At 72.8% G+C, this 17,114-nt stretch carries 19 protein-coding genes, 1 tRNA gene and 2 pseudogenes; 11 read left to right on the top strand and 11 right to left on the bottom strand.

The annotated features are described in order from the left end of the window. Nucleotides 1-29: 29 nt before the first annotated feature. From moaC to CP974_RS12170, 5 genes are all read left to right on the top strand, one after another. Nucleotides 30-509 carry a cyclic pyranopterin monophosphate synthase MoaC gene (gene moaC, locus CP974_RS12190; protein WP_031131036.1) on the top strand — a complete coding sequence of 160 codons (480 nt, stop codon included), beginning with the start codon at nucleotides 30-32 and terminating at the stop codon, nucleotides 507-509. Further along, nucleotides 494-994 (top strand): MogA/MoaB family molybdenum cofactor biosynthesis protein, encoded by a 501-nt coding sequence (locus tag CP974_RS12185; protein ID WP_078915560.1) that lies wholly within the window; start codon nucleotides 494-496, stop codon nucleotides 992-994. The genes moaC and CP974_RS12185 overlap by 16 nt, the downstream gene beginning before the upstream one ends. After that, nucleotides 991-1,614 (top strand): GNAT family N-acetyltransferase, encoded by a 624-nt coding sequence (locus CP974_RS12180; protein WP_031131032.1) that lies wholly within the window; start codon nucleotides 991-993, stop codon nucleotides 1,612-1,614. The genes CP974_RS12185 and CP974_RS12180 overlap by 4 nt, the downstream gene beginning before the upstream one ends. A 140-nt stretch (nucleotides 1,615-1,754) precedes the next feature. After that, nucleotides 1,755-2,897: a divisome protein SepX/GlpR gene (gene sepX, locus CP974_RS12175; protein WP_150485801.1), complete on the top strand. Its 1,143-nt coding sequence runs from the start codon at nucleotides 1,755-1,757 to the stop codon at nucleotides 2,895-2,897. 84 nt (nucleotides 2,898-2,981) lie between these two features. Further along, nucleotides 2,982-3,055 (top strand) — tRNA-Ala (locus CP974_RS12170). Between the two features lie 151 nt (nucleotides 3,056-3,206). Here the strand turns inward: CP974_RS12170 and CP974_RS30975 are convergent. The 3 genes and pseudogenes from CP974_RS30975 to CP974_RS30970 form a co-directional block, all read right to left on the bottom strand. Then, nucleotides 3,207-3,437 (bottom strand): annotated as a pseudogene (locus CP974_RS30975) (tyrosine-type recombinase/integrase); the annotation flags it as partial. Between the two features lie 203 nt (nucleotides 3,438-3,640). Next, on the bottom strand, nucleotides 3,641-4,018 hold the full coding sequence (locus CP974_RS30150; protein ID WP_224354475.1) for a hypothetical protein: 378 nt from the start codon (nucleotides 4,016-4,018) through the stop codon (nucleotides 3,641-3,643). 180 nt (nucleotides 4,019-4,198) lie between these two features. Next, nucleotides 4,199-4,351 (bottom strand): MerR family transcriptional regulator, encoded by a 153-nt coding sequence (locus tag CP974_RS30970; RefSeq protein ID WP_031137070.1) that lies wholly within the window; start codon nucleotides 4,349-4,351, stop codon nucleotides 4,199-4,201. 2 nt (nucleotides 4,352-4,353) lie between these two features. On the opposite strand from CP974_RS30970, the pseudogene CP974_RS12155 reads away from it, so the two are divergent. After that, nucleotides 4,354-4,689 (top strand): annotated as a pseudogene (locus CP974_RS12155) (UTRA domain-containing protein); the annotation flags it as partial. On the opposite strand, the gene CP974_RS12150 reads toward CP974_RS12155, so the two are convergent. The 3 genes from CP974_RS12150 to CP974_RS12135 form a co-directional block, all read right to left on the bottom strand. After that, nucleotides 4,690-4,866, bottom strand: a complete 177-nt coding sequence (locus CP974_RS12150; RefSeq protein ID WP_174887761.1) for a hypothetical protein — start codon at nucleotides 4,864-4,866, stop codon at nucleotides 4,690-4,692. A 638-nt stretch (nucleotides 4,867-5,504) separates the two neighbouring features. Next, nucleotides 5,505-5,864 (bottom strand): hypothetical protein, encoded by a 360-nt coding sequence (locus CP974_RS12140; protein WP_031130242.1) that lies wholly within the window; start codon nucleotides 5,862-5,864, stop codon nucleotides 5,505-5,507. After that, nucleotides 5,861-6,340 (bottom strand): hypothetical protein, encoded by a 480-nt coding sequence (locus CP974_RS12135; RefSeq protein WP_031130243.1) that lies wholly within the window; start codon nucleotides 6,338-6,340, stop codon nucleotides 5,861-5,863. Before CP974_RS12135 ends, CP974_RS12140 begins: the two co-directional genes overlap by 4 nt. A 218-nt stretch (nucleotides 6,341-6,558) precedes the next feature. On the opposite strand from CP974_RS12135, the gene CP974_RS12130 reads away from it, so the two are divergent. Next, nucleotides 6,559-7,383, top strand: a complete 825-nt coding sequence (locus tag CP974_RS12130) for a DUF4253 domain-containing protein (protein WP_223844450.1) — start codon at nucleotides 6,559-6,561, stop codon at nucleotides 7,381-7,383. Nucleotides 7,384-7,528: 145 nt separating this feature from the next. On the opposite strand, the gene CP974_RS30145 is transcribed toward CP974_RS12130, so the two are convergent. Together CP974_RS30145 and CP974_RS12120 are read right to left on the bottom strand one after the other, a co-directional pair. Continuing rightward, a complete protein-coding gene (locus tag CP974_RS30145; protein ID WP_223844449.1) occupies nucleotides 7,529-7,813 on the bottom strand; it encodes a hypothetical protein in 285 nt (94 codons plus the stop codon). A 431-nt stretch (nucleotides 7,814-8,244) separates the two neighbouring features. Further along, a complete protein-coding gene (locus CP974_RS12120) occupies nucleotides 8,245-8,781 on the bottom strand; it encodes a hypothetical protein (RefSeq protein WP_223844448.1) in 537 nt (178 codons plus the stop codon). Nucleotides 8,782-8,907: 126 nt separating this feature from the next. On the opposite strand from CP974_RS12120, the gene CP974_RS12115 reads away from it, so the two are divergent. Beyond that, on the top strand, nucleotides 8,908-10,173 hold the full coding sequence (locus CP974_RS12115; protein ID WP_031130246.1) for an erythromycin esterase family protein: 1,266 nt from the start codon (nucleotides 8,908-8,910) through the stop codon (nucleotides 10,171-10,173). Nucleotides 10,174-10,202: 29 nt separating this feature from the next. Here CP974_RS12115 and CP974_RS12110 read toward each other — a convergent pair whose 3' ends face one another. Next, nucleotides 10,203-10,637 (bottom strand): ester cyclase, encoded by a 435-nt coding sequence (locus tag CP974_RS12110; RefSeq protein WP_051839252.1) that lies wholly within the window; start codon nucleotides 10,635-10,637, stop codon nucleotides 10,203-10,205. A gap of 171 nt (nucleotides 10,638-10,808) precedes the next feature. Here CP974_RS12110 and CP974_RS12105 point away from each other — a divergent pair, with 171 nt between their 5' ends. Beyond that, nucleotides 10,809-11,258, top strand: a complete 450-nt coding sequence (locus CP974_RS12105; RefSeq protein ID WP_037937448.1) for a DUF4259 domain-containing protein — start codon at nucleotides 10,809-10,811, stop codon at nucleotides 11,256-11,258. On the opposite strand, the gene CP974_RS12100 is transcribed toward CP974_RS12105, so the two are convergent. Beyond that, on the bottom strand, nucleotides 11,243-12,871 hold the full coding sequence (locus CP974_RS12100; protein WP_031130249.1) for a hypothetical protein: 1,629 nt from the start codon (nucleotides 12,869-12,871) through the stop codon (nucleotides 11,243-11,245). The genes CP974_RS12105 and CP974_RS12100 overlap by 16 nt on opposite strands. 322 nt (nucleotides 12,872-13,193) lie before the next feature. On the opposite strand from CP974_RS12100, the gene CP974_RS12095 reads away from it, so the two are divergent. Further along, entirely contained in the window at nucleotides 13,194-13,757 is a 564-nt protein-coding gene (locus CP974_RS12095; protein WP_037937456.1) for an RNA polymerase sigma factor, read from the top strand. Between the two features lie 197 nt (nucleotides 13,758-13,954). After that, nucleotides 13,955-15,076, top strand: coding sequence for a CU044_5270 family protein (locus tag CP974_RS12090; protein WP_031130251.1), 1,122 nt, complete (start codon nucleotides 13,955-13,957; stop codon nucleotides 15,074-15,076). A gap of 233 nt (nucleotides 15,077-15,309) precedes the next feature. On the opposite strand, the gene CP974_RS12080 is transcribed toward CP974_RS12090, so the two are convergent. Continuing rightward, nucleotides 15,310-17,097, bottom strand: coding sequence for an FG-GAP-like repeat-containing protein (locus tag CP974_RS12080; protein WP_031130252.1), 1,788 nt, complete (start codon nucleotides 17,095-17,097; stop codon nucleotides 15,310-15,312). Nucleotides 17,098-17,114: the final 17 nt, after the last annotated feature.

Genomic DNA, 17,114 nt, shown 5'->3' with positions numbered 1-17,114 from the left:
CCGGCGCCAGGATCGCGAGGCGGAGTGAGTTGAGTACGCAAGGCAGGCTGACCCACATCGACGAGGCGGGGGCGGCCCGCATGGTGGACGTCTCCGCGAAGGACGTCACCGCCCGCACGGCGCGGGCGAGCGGCCGCGTCCTCGTGTCGCCGGGGGTGGTGGAGCTGCTGCGCGGCGAGGGCGTCCCGAAGGGCGACGCGCTCGCCACCGCCCGGATCGCCGGGATCATGGGCGCCAAGCGCACGCCGGAGCTGATCCCGCTGTGCCATCCGCTCGCCGTCTCGGGGGTGAAGGTCGACCTGTCGGTCGCCGACGACGCGGTGGAGATCATCGCGACCGTGAAGACGACGGACCGCACGGGCGTCGAGATGGAGGCCCTCACGGCGGTGACCGTGGCGGCGCTGACGGTCGTCGACATGGTGAAGGCGGTCGACAAGGCCGCCGTCATCAGCGACGTGCGGGTGGAGGAGAAGACGGGCGGCAAGTCCGGGGACTGGAGCCGGTCGTGACCTACCGCGCGCTCGTCGTCACCGCCTCGAACCGCGCCGCCGCAGGCGTGTACGAGGACCGGGGCGGCCCGATCCTCGCCGAGGGCCTGGCGGCGCTCGGCTTCACCGTCGACGGCCCGCGGGTCGTCCCGGACGGCGACCCCGTCGAGGCCGCCCTGCGGGACGGGGTGCGCGCCGGGTACGACGTGATCCTCACGACCGGCGGCACGGGCGTCTCACCCACCGACGCCACCCCCGAGGCCACCCGCCGCGTCCTCGACCACGAGGTGCCCGGTATCCCCGAGGCCATCCGCGCCCACGGCCGGGCCAAGGTGCCCACGGCGGCCCTCTCCCGCGGCCTGGCCGGCGTCGCGGGCCGCTCCCTCATCGTGAACCTGCCCGGCTCCACCGGCGGCGTACGCGACGGCCTGGCCGTCCTGGAGCCGATCCTGGTGCACGCCGTCGACCAGCTGCGCGGCGGCGACCATCCGCGCCCGGCGTCATGAACCCCGCCTGGCCGGTCACCCTCGCCGACGGGGACGTGATGCTCCGCCCGATAAGGGTGCGCGACCACCGCGCCTGGCGGGAGGTGAACGGGCGCAACCGCGACTGGCTGCGCCCCTGGGAGGCCACCGTGCCGCCGCCGGCGCCCGGCGCGCCGCCCGTGCAGCGCCCCACGTACCGGCAGATGGTCCGCCACCTGCGCGCCGAGGCCAACGCCGGGCGGATGCTGCCGTTCGTCATCGAGTACCGGGGGCGGCTCGTCGGCCAGCTCACCGTCGCCGGGATCACCTGGGGCTCGATGTGCTCGGGGCACGTCGGCTACTGGGTCGACCAGGACGTCGCGGGGCGCGGGGTCATGCCCACGGCGGTCGCACTCGCCGTGGACCACTGCTTCCGGTCGGTCGGGCTGCACCGGATCGAGGTGTGCATTCGCCCCGAGAACGGGCCGAGCCGCCGCGTCGTGGAGAAATTGGGATTCCGGGAGGAGGGGCTGCGCCCCCGCTACCTCCATATCGACGGAGCCTGGCGCGACCACCTCGTCTTCGCGCTGACCGCGGAGGAGGTCCCGGACGGCCTGGTGCGCCGCTGGCACAGGTCGAGGCGGGAACGCCAACCAAAATAAATCACTTGTTCGAATTAAGCGCTTACCCGGGCGAAATCGGTCTGACCAATCACAAAAATGTCAGTGATATCAGCCAGATCGTGCGACACACCGGCCCAATTGGCCGATGGCCCAAGGCGAACCCCTCTACCGTGTGAGGCGTGAGCAGCAGCGGCCTCATCTACGCAGTCATCGTCGGAGCCTGGGCCGCCTATCTGGTGCCGATGTGGCTCCGCAGGCAGGACGAGCTGAACGAAGCCCGCCCGACCGAACGCTTCAGCACCGCCATCCGGCTCCTGTCCGGAAGGGCGGGGATGGAGCGCCGGTACGCCAAGGAGCTGCGCGCCCGCGGCGCCGACGAGGACTGGCGGGTGCCCGACGTGGACCCGGACGCCGAGACCGAGCAGATCGACTCGGTCGACGTCCGGGCCTTCGCCGCGCCCCCGTCCCACACGGAGGCCCGCCTGGAGCTCCCGGACCCCCGCCCCCCGGCCGTGCACCGCCCCGCCCCGCCGTCCGCCGCCCACGCGCACCCTGCGGCGCACCCCTCCCCGCATCCCGCCACCCCGCCCCCGCCCGCCGCTTCCGAGCCGGCGGACTCCCGGGCGGCGGCGGAGCGGGCCCGCCGCACCCGCGTCCTGGCGCGCCGCCGCCGTACGACGGTGCTGCTGTTCCTCGCCTTCACGGTCGGCGCCGTCGTCGCCGCCGTGGGCGGCCTCGCCTTCCTGTGGGCGCCCGGCGTCCCGGCGGTCCTGCTCAGCGCGTACATCGTGTACCTGCGCCGCCAGGAGCGCCGCCGCTTCGTGTACGTGATGGACCAGCGCCGCGCCGAGGCCGCCGCCCAGCGCCTGCGCGAGAACCGCCGCCCGCGCCGCGGACGCCCGGCGGTCCCCGCCCAGGGCGAGGAGCCCCCGGCCCACCCGGAGCCGGTCGCCGTACCGCAGGTGTCCCCGGCCGAAGCCGACCGCCGCGCCCTGGTCGAGCAGACCGACCACGCCGAGTGGGTGGACCAGCAGCGGGACCGCGGCCCGGCCCGGGGGGACAGCTGGGACCCGGTACCGGTCCCGCTCCCCACCTACGTCACCGCCCCGGTCGCCCCGCGCGCGACGGGCGGCGTCGACGTGACCGACCCGGAGACCTGGAGCGCCGCCCGCTCCTCCCCGGCGGAGCCCACCCCGCCCCCGCCGACCCGCAAGAACCCCAACCCGTCGGCCACCGCGCCGCGCCGCCCCCGCGACCACGGCCGCACCCCGCTCTTCGACCAGTACGCCGACGACGACCGCCCCCGGGCGGCCAACGAATGACCGCCCGCCCCGCCCTCCGAGCCCCGGCCGGGAAGCGGATTTCCGAGCACCCCGATCGGGATGCTAATGTTTCACACGTCGCAAGGGCCTGTGGCGCAGACTGGTAGCGCACCTCGTTCGCATCGAGGGGGTCAGGGGTTCAAATCCCCTCAGGTCCACGCACATCAAAGCCCCCGCCGGGTTCTCCGGGCGGGGGCTTTGTCTTGCCGTACAGCAGCGAAGTACAGCAACTACGTCGGACTGCCGACCAAGGTGCTTCCGGAGCTTCCGCAGTGCCTTGCGGGTCGCCTCGGACGGAACGTGCGTGTACACCTCCATCGTCACGGCGATCTTGCTGTGGCGAAGGATCTGCATGGCGATGCGCGGGTGCACGTCGAGCGCGGCGAGGAGCGACCCGCACGTGTGCCGGGTGTCGTGCAGCCGAATACGCCGGACGCCCGCCTTGCCGGACCGGTCGGTGAAGGTCCGGTTGAAGTTGCGGCTCGATCGGCGTCCCGTACCGCGTGGTGAGGACGAAGTCCGACTCCGACCACAGCTCACCGGCCGTCTGCTTGGCTGCGGCTTGCTCCTTCTGCCGGAGCTGGAGAGCCGCCACGCAGATCTGCGGCAGGGGCAGCGTGGCCGACGACGCCTCGGTCATGGTCTCGTCGTGGACCAGGCGGCGCCGGATGCACTGCAACTGGTGCTGCACCGTGATCTCACCGGTGTCGAGGGCCACGTTCGCCCACGTGAGCCCCAGCACCTCACCCCCGTCGGAAGCCGAGGACGAGGATCAGCACGTAGGCCGGGTAGAGCGGGTCACGGGCGGCCCGAGCGGCTTCGAGGAACTGGCGGGCTTCCTCGACTGACCACGGCATCCGCTTCATCTTCCGGCCCGAGCGCACCTTGACCAGCCCGGCGACGTTCTTGCTGATCAACTCCTCCGTCATGGCGTTGGTGAGGGCCGACCGCAGCACGGCCCGAGCATCCTGCACGGTGCGCCGAGAAGGCACCTGATCACAGCAGTCACCGGCAGCGCAGCAACGCGGTTCCTCCCGCCGAGTCGGCTTCAGGTCCGGTTCCACGACCTCCTTGAGCCACCGGTCGAGGTACTGGGCCAGCGTCGGCGTGGACGTGGCCACCGGGCCCTTCTTCGCTTCGGTGTGGAGGTTGAGCCACTTGTCGTGGACTTCCTCGCGGGTCTTGCCGTAGGCGTACTTCCGGGCAGGCCCGCTTGCCGTCCGGCTTGGTCACCCAGACGTAGGCGGCGTAGCCGTTCTTGTACGGGTAGATGGAGCCTTCCCCGTTGCCACGCTTGCCGCTCATGCCGCCTGCCCTTCGGCATCGGCGGTGACGCGCTGTACGTACTCGTCCACCCAGGCCGGGAGGATGCGGCGGTTGCGGCCGACCTTGACGGAGCGGATCTCCCCGGTCAGGACGAGCATCTTGGTCTTGGACAGGCCGAAGCCGAGCATGCCGTCGCTTCGTGCTGGACGACAAGCCCGCGCTGCTGGCCACGTCGTACCTGCCCGCGGATCCGGTCGCAGGTTCGGCGATCACCCAGCAGGAAACCGGCCCCGGCGGCATCTACGCCCGTCTGGCCGAGCTGGGCTACAAGCCCGTGCACTTCCGCGAGGAGATCCGGAGCCGGATGCCATCGCAAGAGGAAGCGAATCGTCTCCAGCTCTCGATGGGCACCCCGGTGATCATGATCTGTCGCACGGCGTTCGCGGCCGAGGGGCGCCCTGTCGAAGTGAACGAGATGGTCCTTGACTCCGCCGCATACGTGCTGGAGTACGACTTCGATGCCTGATCATCCAGCCCAGGTGTGGGCCTGCCGGGCAACGCCGTACATGTGGGCGACCTGATCAGGCGAAAGCACCGGCGACAGCCCCGACAGCACCCGGTCGATGTGCTCGACCGCCAGGACGAGCACCGGCGGGTTCGCACCCTTGACCGTGAGCTTCGCCGCGTGCACCACGGATATCACGGGCCGGACGAAAGAGGGAACCATGGTGAATCAAGGCAACAAGACTGCTCCGGTCCAGGTCAGCAACCTCGCAGGTCAGCGGGCATCCGCGTACGGGGTCTTCCAAGCCAGTGCCCTCGCCACGTACCAGGAACCACCCGGCAACAAGGGGCCGGCGCACGGCATCTACAGGAAAGACGCCCAGACGACAATCCCTATGGGAGTGAGGCCGCATACGAGCCCGAGGCACAGGCATGCATAGGCCAAAGCCTTGAACGCCTTGTGTCTCTGGGCTCGACATGCGGCAAAGCATGTGAAGCTGACGACGGCGAGGCACGGCAGGACGATGAAGAAGAACCCCAGCGCTGCCATGCCCCCCCGATCATCCGGCCGCCGTACAGCAGGAAAGTACAGCAACCACCGCGACCGCAGTCGACCGCCACCGCCCCCATGCAGCCGCTCGATCAGCCTTGCAGACCTCAGCGCCCCTCCCGCCCGTAGTTCGCATCGAGGGGGTCAGGGGTTGAAATCCCCTCAGGTCCACGCACATCGAAGCCCCCGCCGGGTTCTCCGGGCGGGGGCTTTGTCTTGGTGTGCGGCTGTGAAGGCGCCCGATGCGCCGGGATGGTCTGGCCCCGCTCTTCTGGGCCCTGGCGGTTTCATTGCCGGTCTGTGGCCCGTGGGTGCCCGGTGCCTGCGAAGGTGATCCAGCAGGTGTCGCGGGCCGTGTCCAGGAGGTACCAGACGCGGCCGCCGCCGGTCACCTCGATCTGCCATTGTTCGCAGGTCTGTCCGCGGTGAGTGCCGTGCGCCAAGGCGCCTTTGAGCCGGTGGTGCCGGGGCGTTTCGGTGGCCGGCCTGGGGTCGGTGCGCATGGTGGTCCAGGCGCGGTACGTGTTCTCCCTTGCTTGCCGGGTGAGGTTCTCCCATCCCTTGGCGGAGGCCGCGTCGGCGAAGCGGACTTCCCAGTGGCCTTCTGGTGCCGGCGGTGCGGCCCGGTCGCCGCGGCCCGCGCTCACGCGGCTCCCCGCGGGTCCGGCGCGGGGCCGTAGTCCTCGCCGTGGTCCCTGGTCAGCGCGGCCAGCAACTCAGGGTCGGAGTAGACCTCGGCGGTGTGCTGCCAGGCGGTGAGCAGCTGGGCGACGGAGGCGTTGTTGCCCACGGAGTCGGCGGCGCGCATGGTGTCGACCAGTTCGACGGCGAAGGCGTGGAGATCCGGGTCGGGCAGGTAACGGACCCATGGGAAGGCATCCGGCAGTACGTCCAGGAGCAGCTCCATGCTGCCGGGCTCCCGGCGCGCCATCGCGGCCAGCATGCGGGTGGCTGCCGACACCACGGTCCGGTCCTGCTCCGCCCGCGCTGCGGTGGTCAGGACCAGATCTTCACCGTCTCTGCGGTGCAGGAGCAGTCTCGGCGACTCCTTGAGCCGGGCCAGCGTCTGCTTGTTCTTGTTCACCAGCTCGGAGAAGTTCACGGCGGCGCCCTCGATACCCATGTCTTTGAAACTACTTCGAAACTCGCGTCCGCGCTATCGCCTGAAGGAGGGGTTCTGGGCCGCCCTCGGGCTCCTCCGAGTCGCGGCTGGGTCGAGGGGACCCTGACCGCATCGGGGCGGACTTCCGACTGGCATGCTTGCCAGCAGTTCCGGAATCGAGTGAGGGGAGCCAGGCTGTGATGCCCCGCGGGGACGGCGGCGCCGCCCACTCTATGGAGATGGAAGTCCGATGGGATCTCCCGCCCGGTCGGATGGTCACGGCCGATGAGGGCGACGGAGAGGTGCAGCCGCTGTGGGTCAGTGACGGGCCGGCGACGGCCGGGCTGTGGACGCGGTTGCGTGCCGAGCACGCTCGTACCGGTCTGTGGCCGCTGCTGCTCGTTCCGGATCCGTACGACGGCGAGTTCCGCCCGTGGGTGTCCGGAGCCCTGACCCACGCGCCCTTCTCGTGGGCGCGGGAGGTCTTCCCCGAGCGGATGTCCTCCCCGGCAAGCCACGACCCTGCGGGCCTCCTCGCACAGTGGTGGACGACCTACACGACCGTCGACGAAGAAGACGACATCGTCGACAACGATGAGCACCTCGCCGTCACCGCCCCGTTCGGAAAGACCTGGCCCGGCCCCGCGCCCAGCCGGGAGACGATGACGGACCCCGGCCAGCTGGCTGCCGAGTTCGCGACGGCCTTCCTCGGCGACGGCCCGCTTGCGCGTCTCGGGTTGGTCGCGGCGGCATCGGGTGCCGAGGCGCTGACGGCCGTGGGCTGGGCTGGACCCTGCAACTACGACCCGGACACCGCGAAGTTCTCCGCCGTCGTCCGCGACTGGGAGCACCGGTTCGGCGCCCGGGTCGTCGCAGTCGGCTTTTCCACGCTGCACCTCAGCGTCGCCTCGCCGCCAGCCGACGGCCGCGAAGCTCTCCTGGTCGCGGCCGAGCACTTCGCCTTCTGCCCGGACAACATCTGGCAGGGCAGCAGCCCGTACACACTGGCCGCTTACGCCGAGCGGATCACCGGCGCCCATCGCTGGGACTTCTGGTGGGACTGAGGCGCGCCTCTCAGAAACGTTCATCGATCCGGCGTGCGTGTCCTCTCGAGGACCCGGGAAGCGGCTTGCAGCGGTGAATACCCTGGTCGGCCGAGCGGGAAGGGAGTCCGACGCCGGGCGGCCCCTTGGCGAAGGTGGTCCTTGCTCAGCACGATGTGTCAGGGTCGACTGCCAGCGGGAAGCCGAGGCGGTCCAGAAGCGCGTCGTAGAGGTCTTCCACGAAGGTCCGGTCGGACCGCAGGGCCTCCTCGATCGTGGTCGGGTCCACGCCGTCGCCGACTCCCGCAGAGCGCGCCCAGGCCAGGGCGCGGCGGGCGTCGCCGGGCACGCGGGAGTCCAATTCGGCGAGCGGACAGTCCGACACCTCCGCCGCGATCCGGAGGTTCAGCCACATGTCCCACTGCTCGCCGCCGGGTTCCATACCCGACATCACCGCTACGTCGCTGTCGTGCACGGACGCCACGCAGGCCGGAGCCCCCGTCCATTCGACCACGGCTCGCAGGACTGCCTCGGTCCCGCGGGGAAGGGTGCCGTGGAACTGCCACGTCTGCCAGCCGCCGGGTCGTGGCCACCAAGCGGTTATGCCGCCCTCGTCGTCCTCCTGCGCTCCCCCGAAGACGGGTGCCTCGATGAGCGGACGCGCACTACGACCGAAGACCCCAGCTCACCCGAGAACCCCATGGTTGCTCCTCTCACCAGCACTGTCGCCCGCACGATAGGGGCGGCCTCTGACAAACCAGGGCTGGTGCGCAACGGTGGAGCCGAGTGTGCGGGCGCGCCTCGCCGCAGTCGCGAAGTCGGCTGTGGGTGACAGGGAAGCCATGGTCCTGCGGCTCAGCGGCACTTGGGACAGGATCGCCGTCACGGCGTCGCGGTCGATGCTCCGCTCGTAGTAGTCCTCCGCGAGGCCGACGTACGCGTCCGCGCTGCCATCGGTGAGAAGCTCGAACAGCCAGTCAGCCCCGTCGGTCTCGTCAGGAGCGAACTCGACCGGACCGCACTGCCAGGACCCGGCCCCCTCTCGCGCCACACGCACACCGTCGCGTCGAAGAACCCGTCGAACCGGAACTCCGGCGCCGCCGGGTAGTGCGCGAGCGACGCGGGCAGGCCGTCGAGAAGGCCGTGCCAGTGCGCGCGGGGCGACTCCCGCCAGGGCGTGGCGTCACTCTCGTGATCGAAGCCATGGAGGAACACTCCGGCCGGATCGAACACGACGGCGTACTGGTCGCCCGAGCCGTTGTCCCTCCAGGCCAGGTCGACGCCACCACGCCATTCGGACACGAACCCGTGGGTCGGGATGTCCGCGTCGAGGGCGAAGTCGAGCAGCGCCAGCGCCCGGCACCTGGCCAGCAGGGCGTCAGGGTCGGGAAGCAGGGGCAGCAGCGTCTGGACGGTCATGGACGTCGTCCAACCGCCTGCCACTGACATCGATACGCGTACGCGGGTTCCGACGGTCTCACGGGCCTGGTAGCGGCGCTCGCGGGTCTCGCGTGTCATGCGTTCGCACGAGTAGTCTCGGCATCCATGTCGGCGACGGAACGCGGTCCGGTGGTCCGTGAGGTGACGTCCTGGTTGGCGCGCAACGCCATGCCGTTGAGCGGTCTGGTACCGGGTGGTGACGGCTCCGACCTGCGGGCCCTCGCCGGTGTGCTCGAGGGCGTACGGGTGGTCGGCCTGGGCGAGGCGACCCACGGTACGCGTGAGTTCTTCCAGCTCAAGCACCGTCTGCTGGAGTACCTCGTCACGGAACTGGGCTTTACCGTCCTCGCCATGGAAGCGAGCGCATCGGCCGCACCGGCCGTCGACGCGTATGTGCGCGACGGCGTCGGCGACCCCGCCAAGGCCATCACGGACCTCGGTTTCTGGACCTGGCGGACCGAAGAGGTGCTGGCGGTGGTCGAGTGGATGCGCGCCTACAACCGCGGCCGGCCCTCGGCTCGGCGGGTGCGCTTCGCCGGCGTCGACCCCCAGCGTTGCGGTCACTCCCTGGCCCGCCTGGAACCGGTCCTGCGCGAGCTGATGCCGGATCGTTCGGCAGGGCTCCTGGCGCCTCTGCGGGTACTCGCCACGGCGTATCCCGGGGCACTGCCGGACCCCCGGCGGCGCCTGGTGCGCGATGCCGAGGCTGTGCTGGACCTCCTCCGCGGACACGCCTCCGAAACGAACGACGCCTTACGGGATGCCCGGATCCTGGTCCGGGCCGCCGACCTGGTGACACGCCCCCGACGCGACACGTGCCCCGAACGGACGGCCTTCGCCGCACGCGACCGGTGCATGGCGGACGCCGTCGCGGAACTCCTCACCGATCCGTCCGCCAGGGTCGCCGTCTGGGCGCACAACGGCCACGTCACCACACAGCGACACGACGGTGCGGTCCCCGTGCTGGGCCGGCACCTCCGCGACCGGTACGGAGACGCCTACTACGCGCTCGGTCTCCTGTTCGGCAGTGGTGCCTTCCGCGCCCGCCGTCTCCGGCCGGGCCCGTGGCGGCGCGCCCGGTTTGGCGCGGTCGCCGCCCACCGGATCGGTCCCGCCCCCGCGGACTGCGTGGAGGCGTGGCTCGCCGCCGCCCATCCCGGTGACCATCTGCTGGATCTCCGCCGGGCGGTCACCGCGCCGCCGGCCGTGCGGCAGTGGCTCGGTGAACCGCGTCCGGCGCGCAGCTTCGGGGCTTTGGCGCCCCGGCTGACCTACCGCTTCCACCGGAGCCCGGTGACCTTGTCGCAGGCGTACGACGGGCTGGCCTACATCGGTGTCTCCTCCTGCTCCCGCCCCCTTCCGGGGCCATGACCGGCTGCCGTCGGTCCGGACGGTCGCGGTCAGGTCTGGAGTTGTTCGGTCAGGCCGAGTTGGCTCATGATCGCGCCGGTGTCCAGGTAGGCGCGGCCTTGCTGGATCTTGCCGTCCTTGACCTCGTAGATGTCGCAGGCGTGCACCGTGACGTGGCGGCCCGTGGCGGGGAGGGTGCCCGCGTGCAGGGTCAGGTCGCCGGTCTGGGTTCCCTCGCCGGTGTACTCGACGACCACCGTGTCCCCCTGGGCCGTGAGGTGGTCGAGGGTGAACCTGCCGTCCGGCATCGCGTCGAACATGGCCTTGGCGAGCTGGGTGAACTCCTGCGGGCCCTTCAGCTTCCGTCCGCTGCCCTCCTCGATCAGGGTGCAGTCCGCCGCGACGGACCCGGCTATGGCGTCGTAGTCGCGGTCGTTCCAGGCCCGGAAGAGGTCGCGCACGAAGGTCTCGTTGTCGGCGGCCATGGGGGCCTCCTCTGGTGTCGTGTCCTCTTTGCTCCTTCTCTTCCATGGTGGTCCTGGAGGTCCGGGGGCGCAGCTTCGGCCGGGTGGGGGCCGGGCCCGCTGGCCGTGGACCGCCGTTGTCAGTGGTGGGTGCCAGGATGCAGGGAGGTCGGCAACCATCTGGGGGGAACCATGGGCACCTGGGACATCGGGCCGTTCGACAACGACACCGCCGCGGACTTCTGCGGCTCACTCGACGAGGCGGCGGAGGGAGAGCGGGAGGGCGTCGTCCGCGGCGCTCTCCTGAGGGTGGTCGGCACCGCCGACTACCTCGAGGCGCCCGAGGGGGAGGAGGCGGTGGCAGCCGCCGCGCTGGTCGCCGCGCAGTGCCCCGGCGGCGACCCGGTCGATTCCGCCTACGGGCCCGAGGAGCCCCTTCCCGATCTCTCGGCTCTGCGCGGTGACGCGGTGCAGGCCCTCGACCGGGTCATGACGGAGCCGTCCGAGCTGCTGGAGCTGTGGGCGGAGTCGGATGGCGGCCCCTGGCTCGCGAGCGTCCGCCGTCTGCGGGACGTACTCCTGGTTCAGGAGGTCGCGGAGGGCCGCCATCCGTCACGGGCGGAGGGTCACTCGGTGCGGTAGGCGTCGACCAGGGTCTGCTCCAGGGTGTTGCCGGCGGTGTCGGTCAGCTCGGCGCGCAGCGAGACACCGGTGCCCGCCCGCGGGTTGTGGATCGTGACGGCGCCGTCCTCGACCGGGAGGCGGGTCCACGAGGCGCCTCCGTCGGTGGAGACCGAGACCTTCAGCGAGCGGACGCGGCCGTTCGCCGCCGCGCCCTCCACGGTGACGGGGACGCGGACGGGGGTGTCCGCGGTCGCGGTGCCGGTCGCGTCGAGTGGAGGGGAGAAGCGCACGGTGCTGAGGGGGAGGGGGGACCGTCCGGGGGTGCTGGTGCCGGTGGTCTTGAGGGGGGTGTGTCCGCGGGTCTTTCCGGCGGTCCGCGCGGTGCTTGCTTCGGAGGTGAAGGTCCAGGACGCCGTCGCGCGGGTGGTGGCGCCGGTCGCGCCCCTGCGGCTGACCGTGCTGGTCAGCCGGTAGGCCGCCCGCGACGGAGGCACGGTGAACTCGGCCTGTCCGGGGGTGCCCGAGTGGGTGCCGATCCGCACGCCGTCGCGGGTCAGCGTCGTGAAGGCCGTGTCGTACGACGGTGACGACGGCGCGTGGCCGTCGCCGTCGGCGAGCATCGGGACGTCCATCAGCAGCTTGTCGCCGTCGCGTTCGGCGCCCGGCCGGCCGTTGATGGAGGGGCCGAAGACGGGGTTGTCGAAGGTGTGGGTCGTCATGGCCCCTGCACGTGCGGTGATGTCGGCGACGTAGCGGTTGGGCGTCCCCTCCGGTGCGGTGGGCGCGGTATAGGTCATGTTCCAGGTGCCGCGGTCCGGGGTCACGTGGAAGGTCGTGGTGCCGGGTGCCGTCAGCTGCCCGTACGCGGAGACGGTCGTGTCGCCCTTCGGCTGGAGGTCGTACCGGGCGGTCCCCGTGGTGCCCGGTCGCGCCCCGGCCCGCAGCCGCAGGGTGGCCAGGTCCTTCTGGGCGTAGTGCCGGGTCAGCCCGGTCAGGGCGCGGCTGCCGGTGAAGGTCTGGCCGAGGGCGTACTGGGCGGTGTCGTTCGACCAGTACGCGTCGAACCACTGCCGCACCGAGCCGGGTTCGGCATCGGGGCCGAGGTGGGCGACGCGCAGGCTCGGGGTGGCGTTGACGATGTTGACCTCGCGGCTGACGCCGCCGTGGCTGACCTCGACGAACATGCCGCTGCGCCGGAACACCGCGGCGGGGTCGGGGGGCCGCACGTCGACGGGGGCGGTGGTGCGGGCGTCGACGGTGACGACGGTGTCGCGGTCGAGGTCCAGGCGGGGCTGGACGATCCAGTCCGTGCTGATCCCACCCCGCCGGTCGGTGAGGGCGCTGTTCAGCATGTACCGGCCGCGGGGCAGCCGCACGGTCGTCGTGCCGGAGGCGTCGTACGGGTGGACGGCCTCGTCGGCGCCCTCGCCGGCGAGACCGAGCACCTGGGTGCCGTACTCGGTCGCGGGCCGGCCGGTGCGGTCCAGGTGCCTGATGGTGAGGGTGAACGTCTCCGGCTCGGCGGCGAGGGCCGAGGCGGGACCCACCGGCGTCAGCCCGCCGAGCAGTGCGGCGAGCGCCAGGGCGCGCAGGACGCTCCGGCGGGGTCGGGGTGCGGAAGAAGTGGTCATGCCCTGTACTGCGCCCGGGGGAGGGGGAGTTCCTGTGTGCCGCGTCACAGGGGTGGGTGGGGTGCCGGTTCGGGGAAGGTCGCCGCCGGGGTGGGTTGTGGGTTCGTGTCGGGGGGCTGCCTCGGGTGGGTTGTGGGTTCGTGTCGGGCGGGGCTGCCTCGGGTGGGTCGTGGGTCGGTGCCGGGTGGCTGTCGCTGATGGGGCCTGGGCGCTCTTGCGGTGGCCGCGGTCGGTGGGGCGCCGGCTCCGGGTGGGCGCGCCTGTGGCGCACGTCACCGGAACGGGGGTGATCCGGGAGGCAGTGCCGAGTGTGGAATCAGTCATGAGGAATCGCTTCCGCCGCGGGGACCCCGACGCCCTCGGCGAGCTGTACGACGAACACGCGCGGGTCCTGTACCGCTACGCGCTGCGGGTGACGGGCGACTGGGCGGAGGCGGAGGACGTCGTCTCGGCCACCTTCCTGGAGGCCTGGCGCGGCCGGGGGAAGCTGCGCCCCGAAGGGGACGGGCTGCGCCCGTGGCTGCTGGGCATCGCCACCAACGTCATGCGCCGCAACGCCCGGTCGCGGCGGCGGCGGGAGGTCGCGCTCGCCCGCGTACCGGAGCGCGGCTCCGTCCCGGACTTCGCCGACGACCTCGTCACGCACCTGGCCGACGCCGAGCACCTGCGGGCCGCGCACGCCGCCCTGGCCCGGCTGCGCCGCCGCGACCGGGAGGTCTTCACCCTCGTGGTGTGGGCGGGCCTGGACTACGCGGCCGCGGCCGAGGCGCTCGGGGTGCCCGTCGGCACGGTCCGCTCCCGGCTGTCCCGTGCCCGCACGCGGCTGCGGGAACTGACCGCCCGTGAGATGCGCTCCGCCACGGCCCGCCCGGCCGCCGCGCCCTGAGGGCCGTTCCCCGCGGGGGGGCTTCCGACGGCGGCCCGTCGGCCCGTCGGACTGTCGGCCAATCGGGCCCGTCCGCCGTCGGCCTGTCCCGCGTCGGCCCGTCGGCCGGCCCGGCGAGCGCCGGTCCGTCCGCCCCTTCCCCGCTCACCCGCACCGCACCGCGCACCCCGCGCCACCGCCCCTACCAGGAGGACCCCGTGACCACCAGCCCCCGCGGCCGCTCCCCCCACTCCTCCGAGGAGAGCGAACGCCTCGACCTCACCGCCCTGCTGCCCCCGCCGTCCGTGCCCGACCTCGACCCCCACCGCGGGCTGCTCCTCAAGGAGGCGCTGCTCCGCGAGGCCGCCGCCTCCGAGGCGTCCCGCGCACGCCCCGCGCGGGCCCCGCGCCCGCCGCGGTGGCGGCTGGCCCGCGTGCTGGGCCCGGCCCTCGCCTGCACCGTGGCGGTCGGCGGCGTGGTGGTGGTGAACCTCCCCGACTCCGCCGGGCCCGGTGCCGGCACCGCGCGGGGCGGTGCCCCCGCCGGCCCCGCCGCTCCCGGAACGCCCGAGGCGGCGCGGCTCCTCGACCGCATCGCCCTCGCCGCCGCCGAGCAGAAGCAACCGGCGGTCCGCGCAAACCAGTTCGTGTACGTCGAGAGCCGCGTCGCCTACGCCGCCCAGAGCGCGGGAGGGGGCCCCGCCTCCCTGGCGCCCGCGCACCGGCGGCAGGTGTGGCTGTCCTCCGACGGCAGCCGCCCCGGCCTGCTCCGCGAGGAGGGCAGGCCCGACAGCGTCCTCGGCGGCGACGCGCCGGTCCAGCACCTCGACGGGCCGGGGGCGACGCCCCGTCCGGGCACCCTGTCGGACGGCCGGCCCTCGGTCGGCGACCCCACCCACGCGTACGTGGCGTCGCTGCCCACCGACCCGGACACCCTGCTGGCGCTGATCCGCGAGGAGACCGGCGGGGGCCAGGACCCGGACCAGCGGGCGTTCGACGCGATCGGCGGGCTGCTGGCGGAGACCTGGGCGCCGCCGGAGGTCGGTGCCGCGCTGTACCGGGCCGCCGCCAGGATTCCCGGCGTGACGGTGGTGGACGGGGCCCGCGACGCCGCCGGGCGCGAGGGTGTCGCGGTCGCCCGCACGGCGCACGGCCGGCAGACGCAGTGGGTCTTCGACCGGGTGACGTACGCGTTCCTCGGTGAGCGCACCGTGCTCACGGAGGCCGGCGACGCGGGCCCGGCCGGTACCGTCGTCGGCACCTCGGCGGTGCTCGCCAGGGCCGCCGTCGACCGTGCCGGGGAGGTTCCCGGTGCGGGGGAGGGGCCTGGGCGGCGGTGAGGCAGCCCGGCCGCCGGGTGGGGCCCGTACGCACCGCCCGGGTGCGTGCCGCTGCCCGGCGGGCACCCTACGGCGCGGGCCCGGCCCGCCCCGGCCCGCGCCGCCCGTGCGCCTGCCCCGTACGGCGGCACCGTCGCCGGCCCCGTACGGCGGGAGCCCCGCCGGCCTGGTGGCCGGCGGGGCTCCCCACGGTCGCGACGGCCCCCGCGGGGCGCGTCGGGTGACCGGACGGGTCAGTGGAGCTGGGTGTAGGTGTTCCAGCCGGTGCCCATGTTCGTACGGGTGGTGAAGGGGTTCGCCGTTCCCGTGTGGGTGGTGATGTAGCGGTACAGCGTGCCGCCCGACGTGACCGCCAGGAGGTCGGCGCGGCCGTCGCCGGTGATGTCGCCGGGGGCGACCAGCTTCGTGTACGCCTGCCAGCCCGTGCCGACCTTCACGCGGGCCTTGAACGGGGCGCTCGCGTTGCCCGTGCCCGGGTACAGGTACAGCGTCCCGCCCGGCGTGCGGGCCAGCAGGTCCGCGCGTCCGTCGCCGGTGATGTCGCCCGCGCCGACGAGGGCGTTGTACGCGCCCCAGCCGGTGCCGACGCTGGTGCGGCCGGCGAAGCCGGTGCCCTGGCCGTTGCCCTTGTACAGGTACAGGGCGCCGCCCGAGGTGCGGGCCAGCAGGTCGCCCTTGCCGTCGCCGCTCAGGTCGCCGGGGCCGGTCAGGACGTTGAAGGCCCCCCAGCCGCGGCCGAGCGGGTACGCGCCGCTGTCGAGGTAGTTGTACAGGGTGCCGTCGTAGACCTCCAGGAGGTCGGCGTACCCGTCGGCGTTCAGGGAGCTGGGGAAGTGGACCCGGGCGCCGCTCCAGCCCCCGATGTCGCTCCACTGGTCGCGCGCGGTCAGCGTGCCGTTGTTGCGGGAGTAGTACGCGTACAGCGTGCCCTGCCGGTCGAGGCCGAGGATCCTGTCCTTGCCGGTCTGCGGGTTGCCGCCGGACGGCGCCATGAGCTCCGCGGTGTTCCAGCCGGCGGTGCCGAGCGTGTAGCGCGCGGTGGGGCGGCCCGTGAAAGCGTCCGTCTCGTAGAAGTACAGGGCGCCGCCCATCGTGCGGCCGAGCAGCTCGGGGCGGCCGTCGCCGGTGATGTCGTCGATGCTGGCGAGCTGGTTGTAGGTGTGCCAGCTCGTGCCGACCTTCACGCGCGCCTTCAACGGGGCGGCGGCGTTGCCGCTGCCCGCGTAGAAGAACAGGTCGCCGCCGGGCGTGCGGGCGTACAGGTCGCCGAGGCCGTCGCCGTTGGCGTCGTTCACCCCGACGATCTGGTCGTAGATGTGCCAGCCCGAGCCGACCTTCGTGCGGGCCTGGAGCGGGGCGCCGGGGTTGCCCGTGCCCCGGTAGAGGAACAGGTCGCCGTCGTGCGTGCGGGCCAGCACGTCGACCTTGGCGTCGCCGGTCACGTCGCCGATCGACAGGACCTTGTTGTAGATGTTCCAGCCGCTGCCGGTCCAGGACGGGTCGGCGGCGCCGCTGCCCCCGAAGTACGTCTCGCGGAACGCGAGCGTGCCGTACGGGGACAGGGTGAGCAGGTCGGCCGTGCCGTCGCCGGTGATGTCGCCGACCGGGATGACGTCCTTGAGCTTCTCGCCGTAGGACCCGTACAGGCTGAACTCGGTGTCCTGCTCGGCCGGGGCCTCGGACCGCCACAGGTAGTAGCTGCCGTCCATCCAGCGGTACAGCAGGTCGCTCTCGCCGTCGCCGGTGAAGTCGTAGCGGGTCGGCGCGCCGGTCGCCTGGTTCTGCGCGGTGCCCGTCGACATGCGGCTGCGCTTCGCCGGGAACTTGCCCTCGGGCCGCTCGTCGGCCGGTGCGGTGCGCTCGGTCAGCGTGCGCCCCGGCGCCGGTGCGCCGTCGCCGTCGGCCGCGGACGCCGTGCCGGCCGTGCCGGTGAGCAGCAGGCCGGACGCGAGGGCGAGCGCGGTGCACGAGGCGAGTCGGCGGGCACGCGTCTGCGCGCGGCCCGTGCGGTGGAATGCCATGCGGAACCCCCCCTGGG

Source organism: Streptomyces fradiae ATCC 10745 = DSM 40063 (assembly GCF_008704425.1).
Lineage (GTDB): Bacteria > Actinomycetota > Actinomycetes > Streptomycetales > Streptomycetaceae > Streptomyces > Streptomyces fradiae.
This window is presented reverse-complemented; position numbering and strand designations above follow the sequence as displayed.

What these genes read in the sequence shown, in the direction of transcription:
- CP974_RS12080 (WP_031130252.1), bottom strand. Translation starts at nt 17,097, where the DNA reads ATGGCATTCCACCGCACGGGCCGCGCGCAGACGCGTGCCCGCCGACTC.
- CP974_RS12100 (WP_031130249.1), bottom strand. Translation starts at nt 12,871, where the DNA reads ATGACCACTTCTTCCGCACCCCGACCCCGCCGGAGCGTCCTGCGCGCC.
- CP974_RS30970 (WP_031137070.1), bottom strand. Translation starts at nt 4,351, where the DNA reads ATGCTCGGCTTCGGCCTGTCCAAGACCAAGATGCTCGTCCTGACCGGG.
- CP974_RS30145 (WP_223844449.1), bottom strand. Translation starts at nt 7,813, where the DNA reads ATGTCGGGTATGGAACCCGGCGGCGAGCAGTGGGACATGTGGCTGAAC.
- CP974_RS12135 (WP_031130243.1), bottom strand. Translation starts at nt 6,340, where the DNA reads ATGGGTATCGAGGGCGCCGCCGTGAACTTCTCCGAGCTGGTGAACAAG.
- CP974_RS12115 (WP_031130246.1), top strand. Translation starts at nt 8,908, where the DNA reads ATGTCGGCGACGGAACGCGGTCCGGTGGTCCGTGAGGTGACGTCCTGG.
- CP974_RS12095 (WP_037937456.1), top strand. Translation starts at nt 13,194, where the DNA reads ATGAGGAATCGCTTCCGCCGCGGGGACCCCGACGCCCTCGGCGAGCTG.
- CP974_RS12130 (WP_223844450.1), top strand. Translation starts at nt 6,559, where the DNA reads ATGGAAGTCCGATGGGATCTCCCGCCCGGTCGGATGGTCACGGCCGAT.
- CP974_RS12180 (WP_031131032.1), top strand. Translation starts at nt 991, where the DNA reads ATGAACCCCGCCTGGCCGGTCACCCTCGCCGACGGGGACGTGATGCTC.
- CP974_RS12105 (WP_037937448.1), top strand. Translation starts at nt 10,809, where the DNA reads ATGGGCACCTGGGACATCGGGCCGTTCGACAACGACACCGCCGCGGAC.
- CP974_RS12120 (WP_223844448.1), bottom strand. Translation starts at nt 8,781, where the DNA reads ATGACCGTCCAGACGCTGCTGCCCCTGCTTCCCGACCCTGACGCCCTG.
- CP974_RS12110 (WP_051839252.1), bottom strand. Translation starts at nt 10,637, where the DNA reads ATGGCCGCCGACAACGAGACCTTCGTGCGCGACCTCTTCCGGGCCTGG.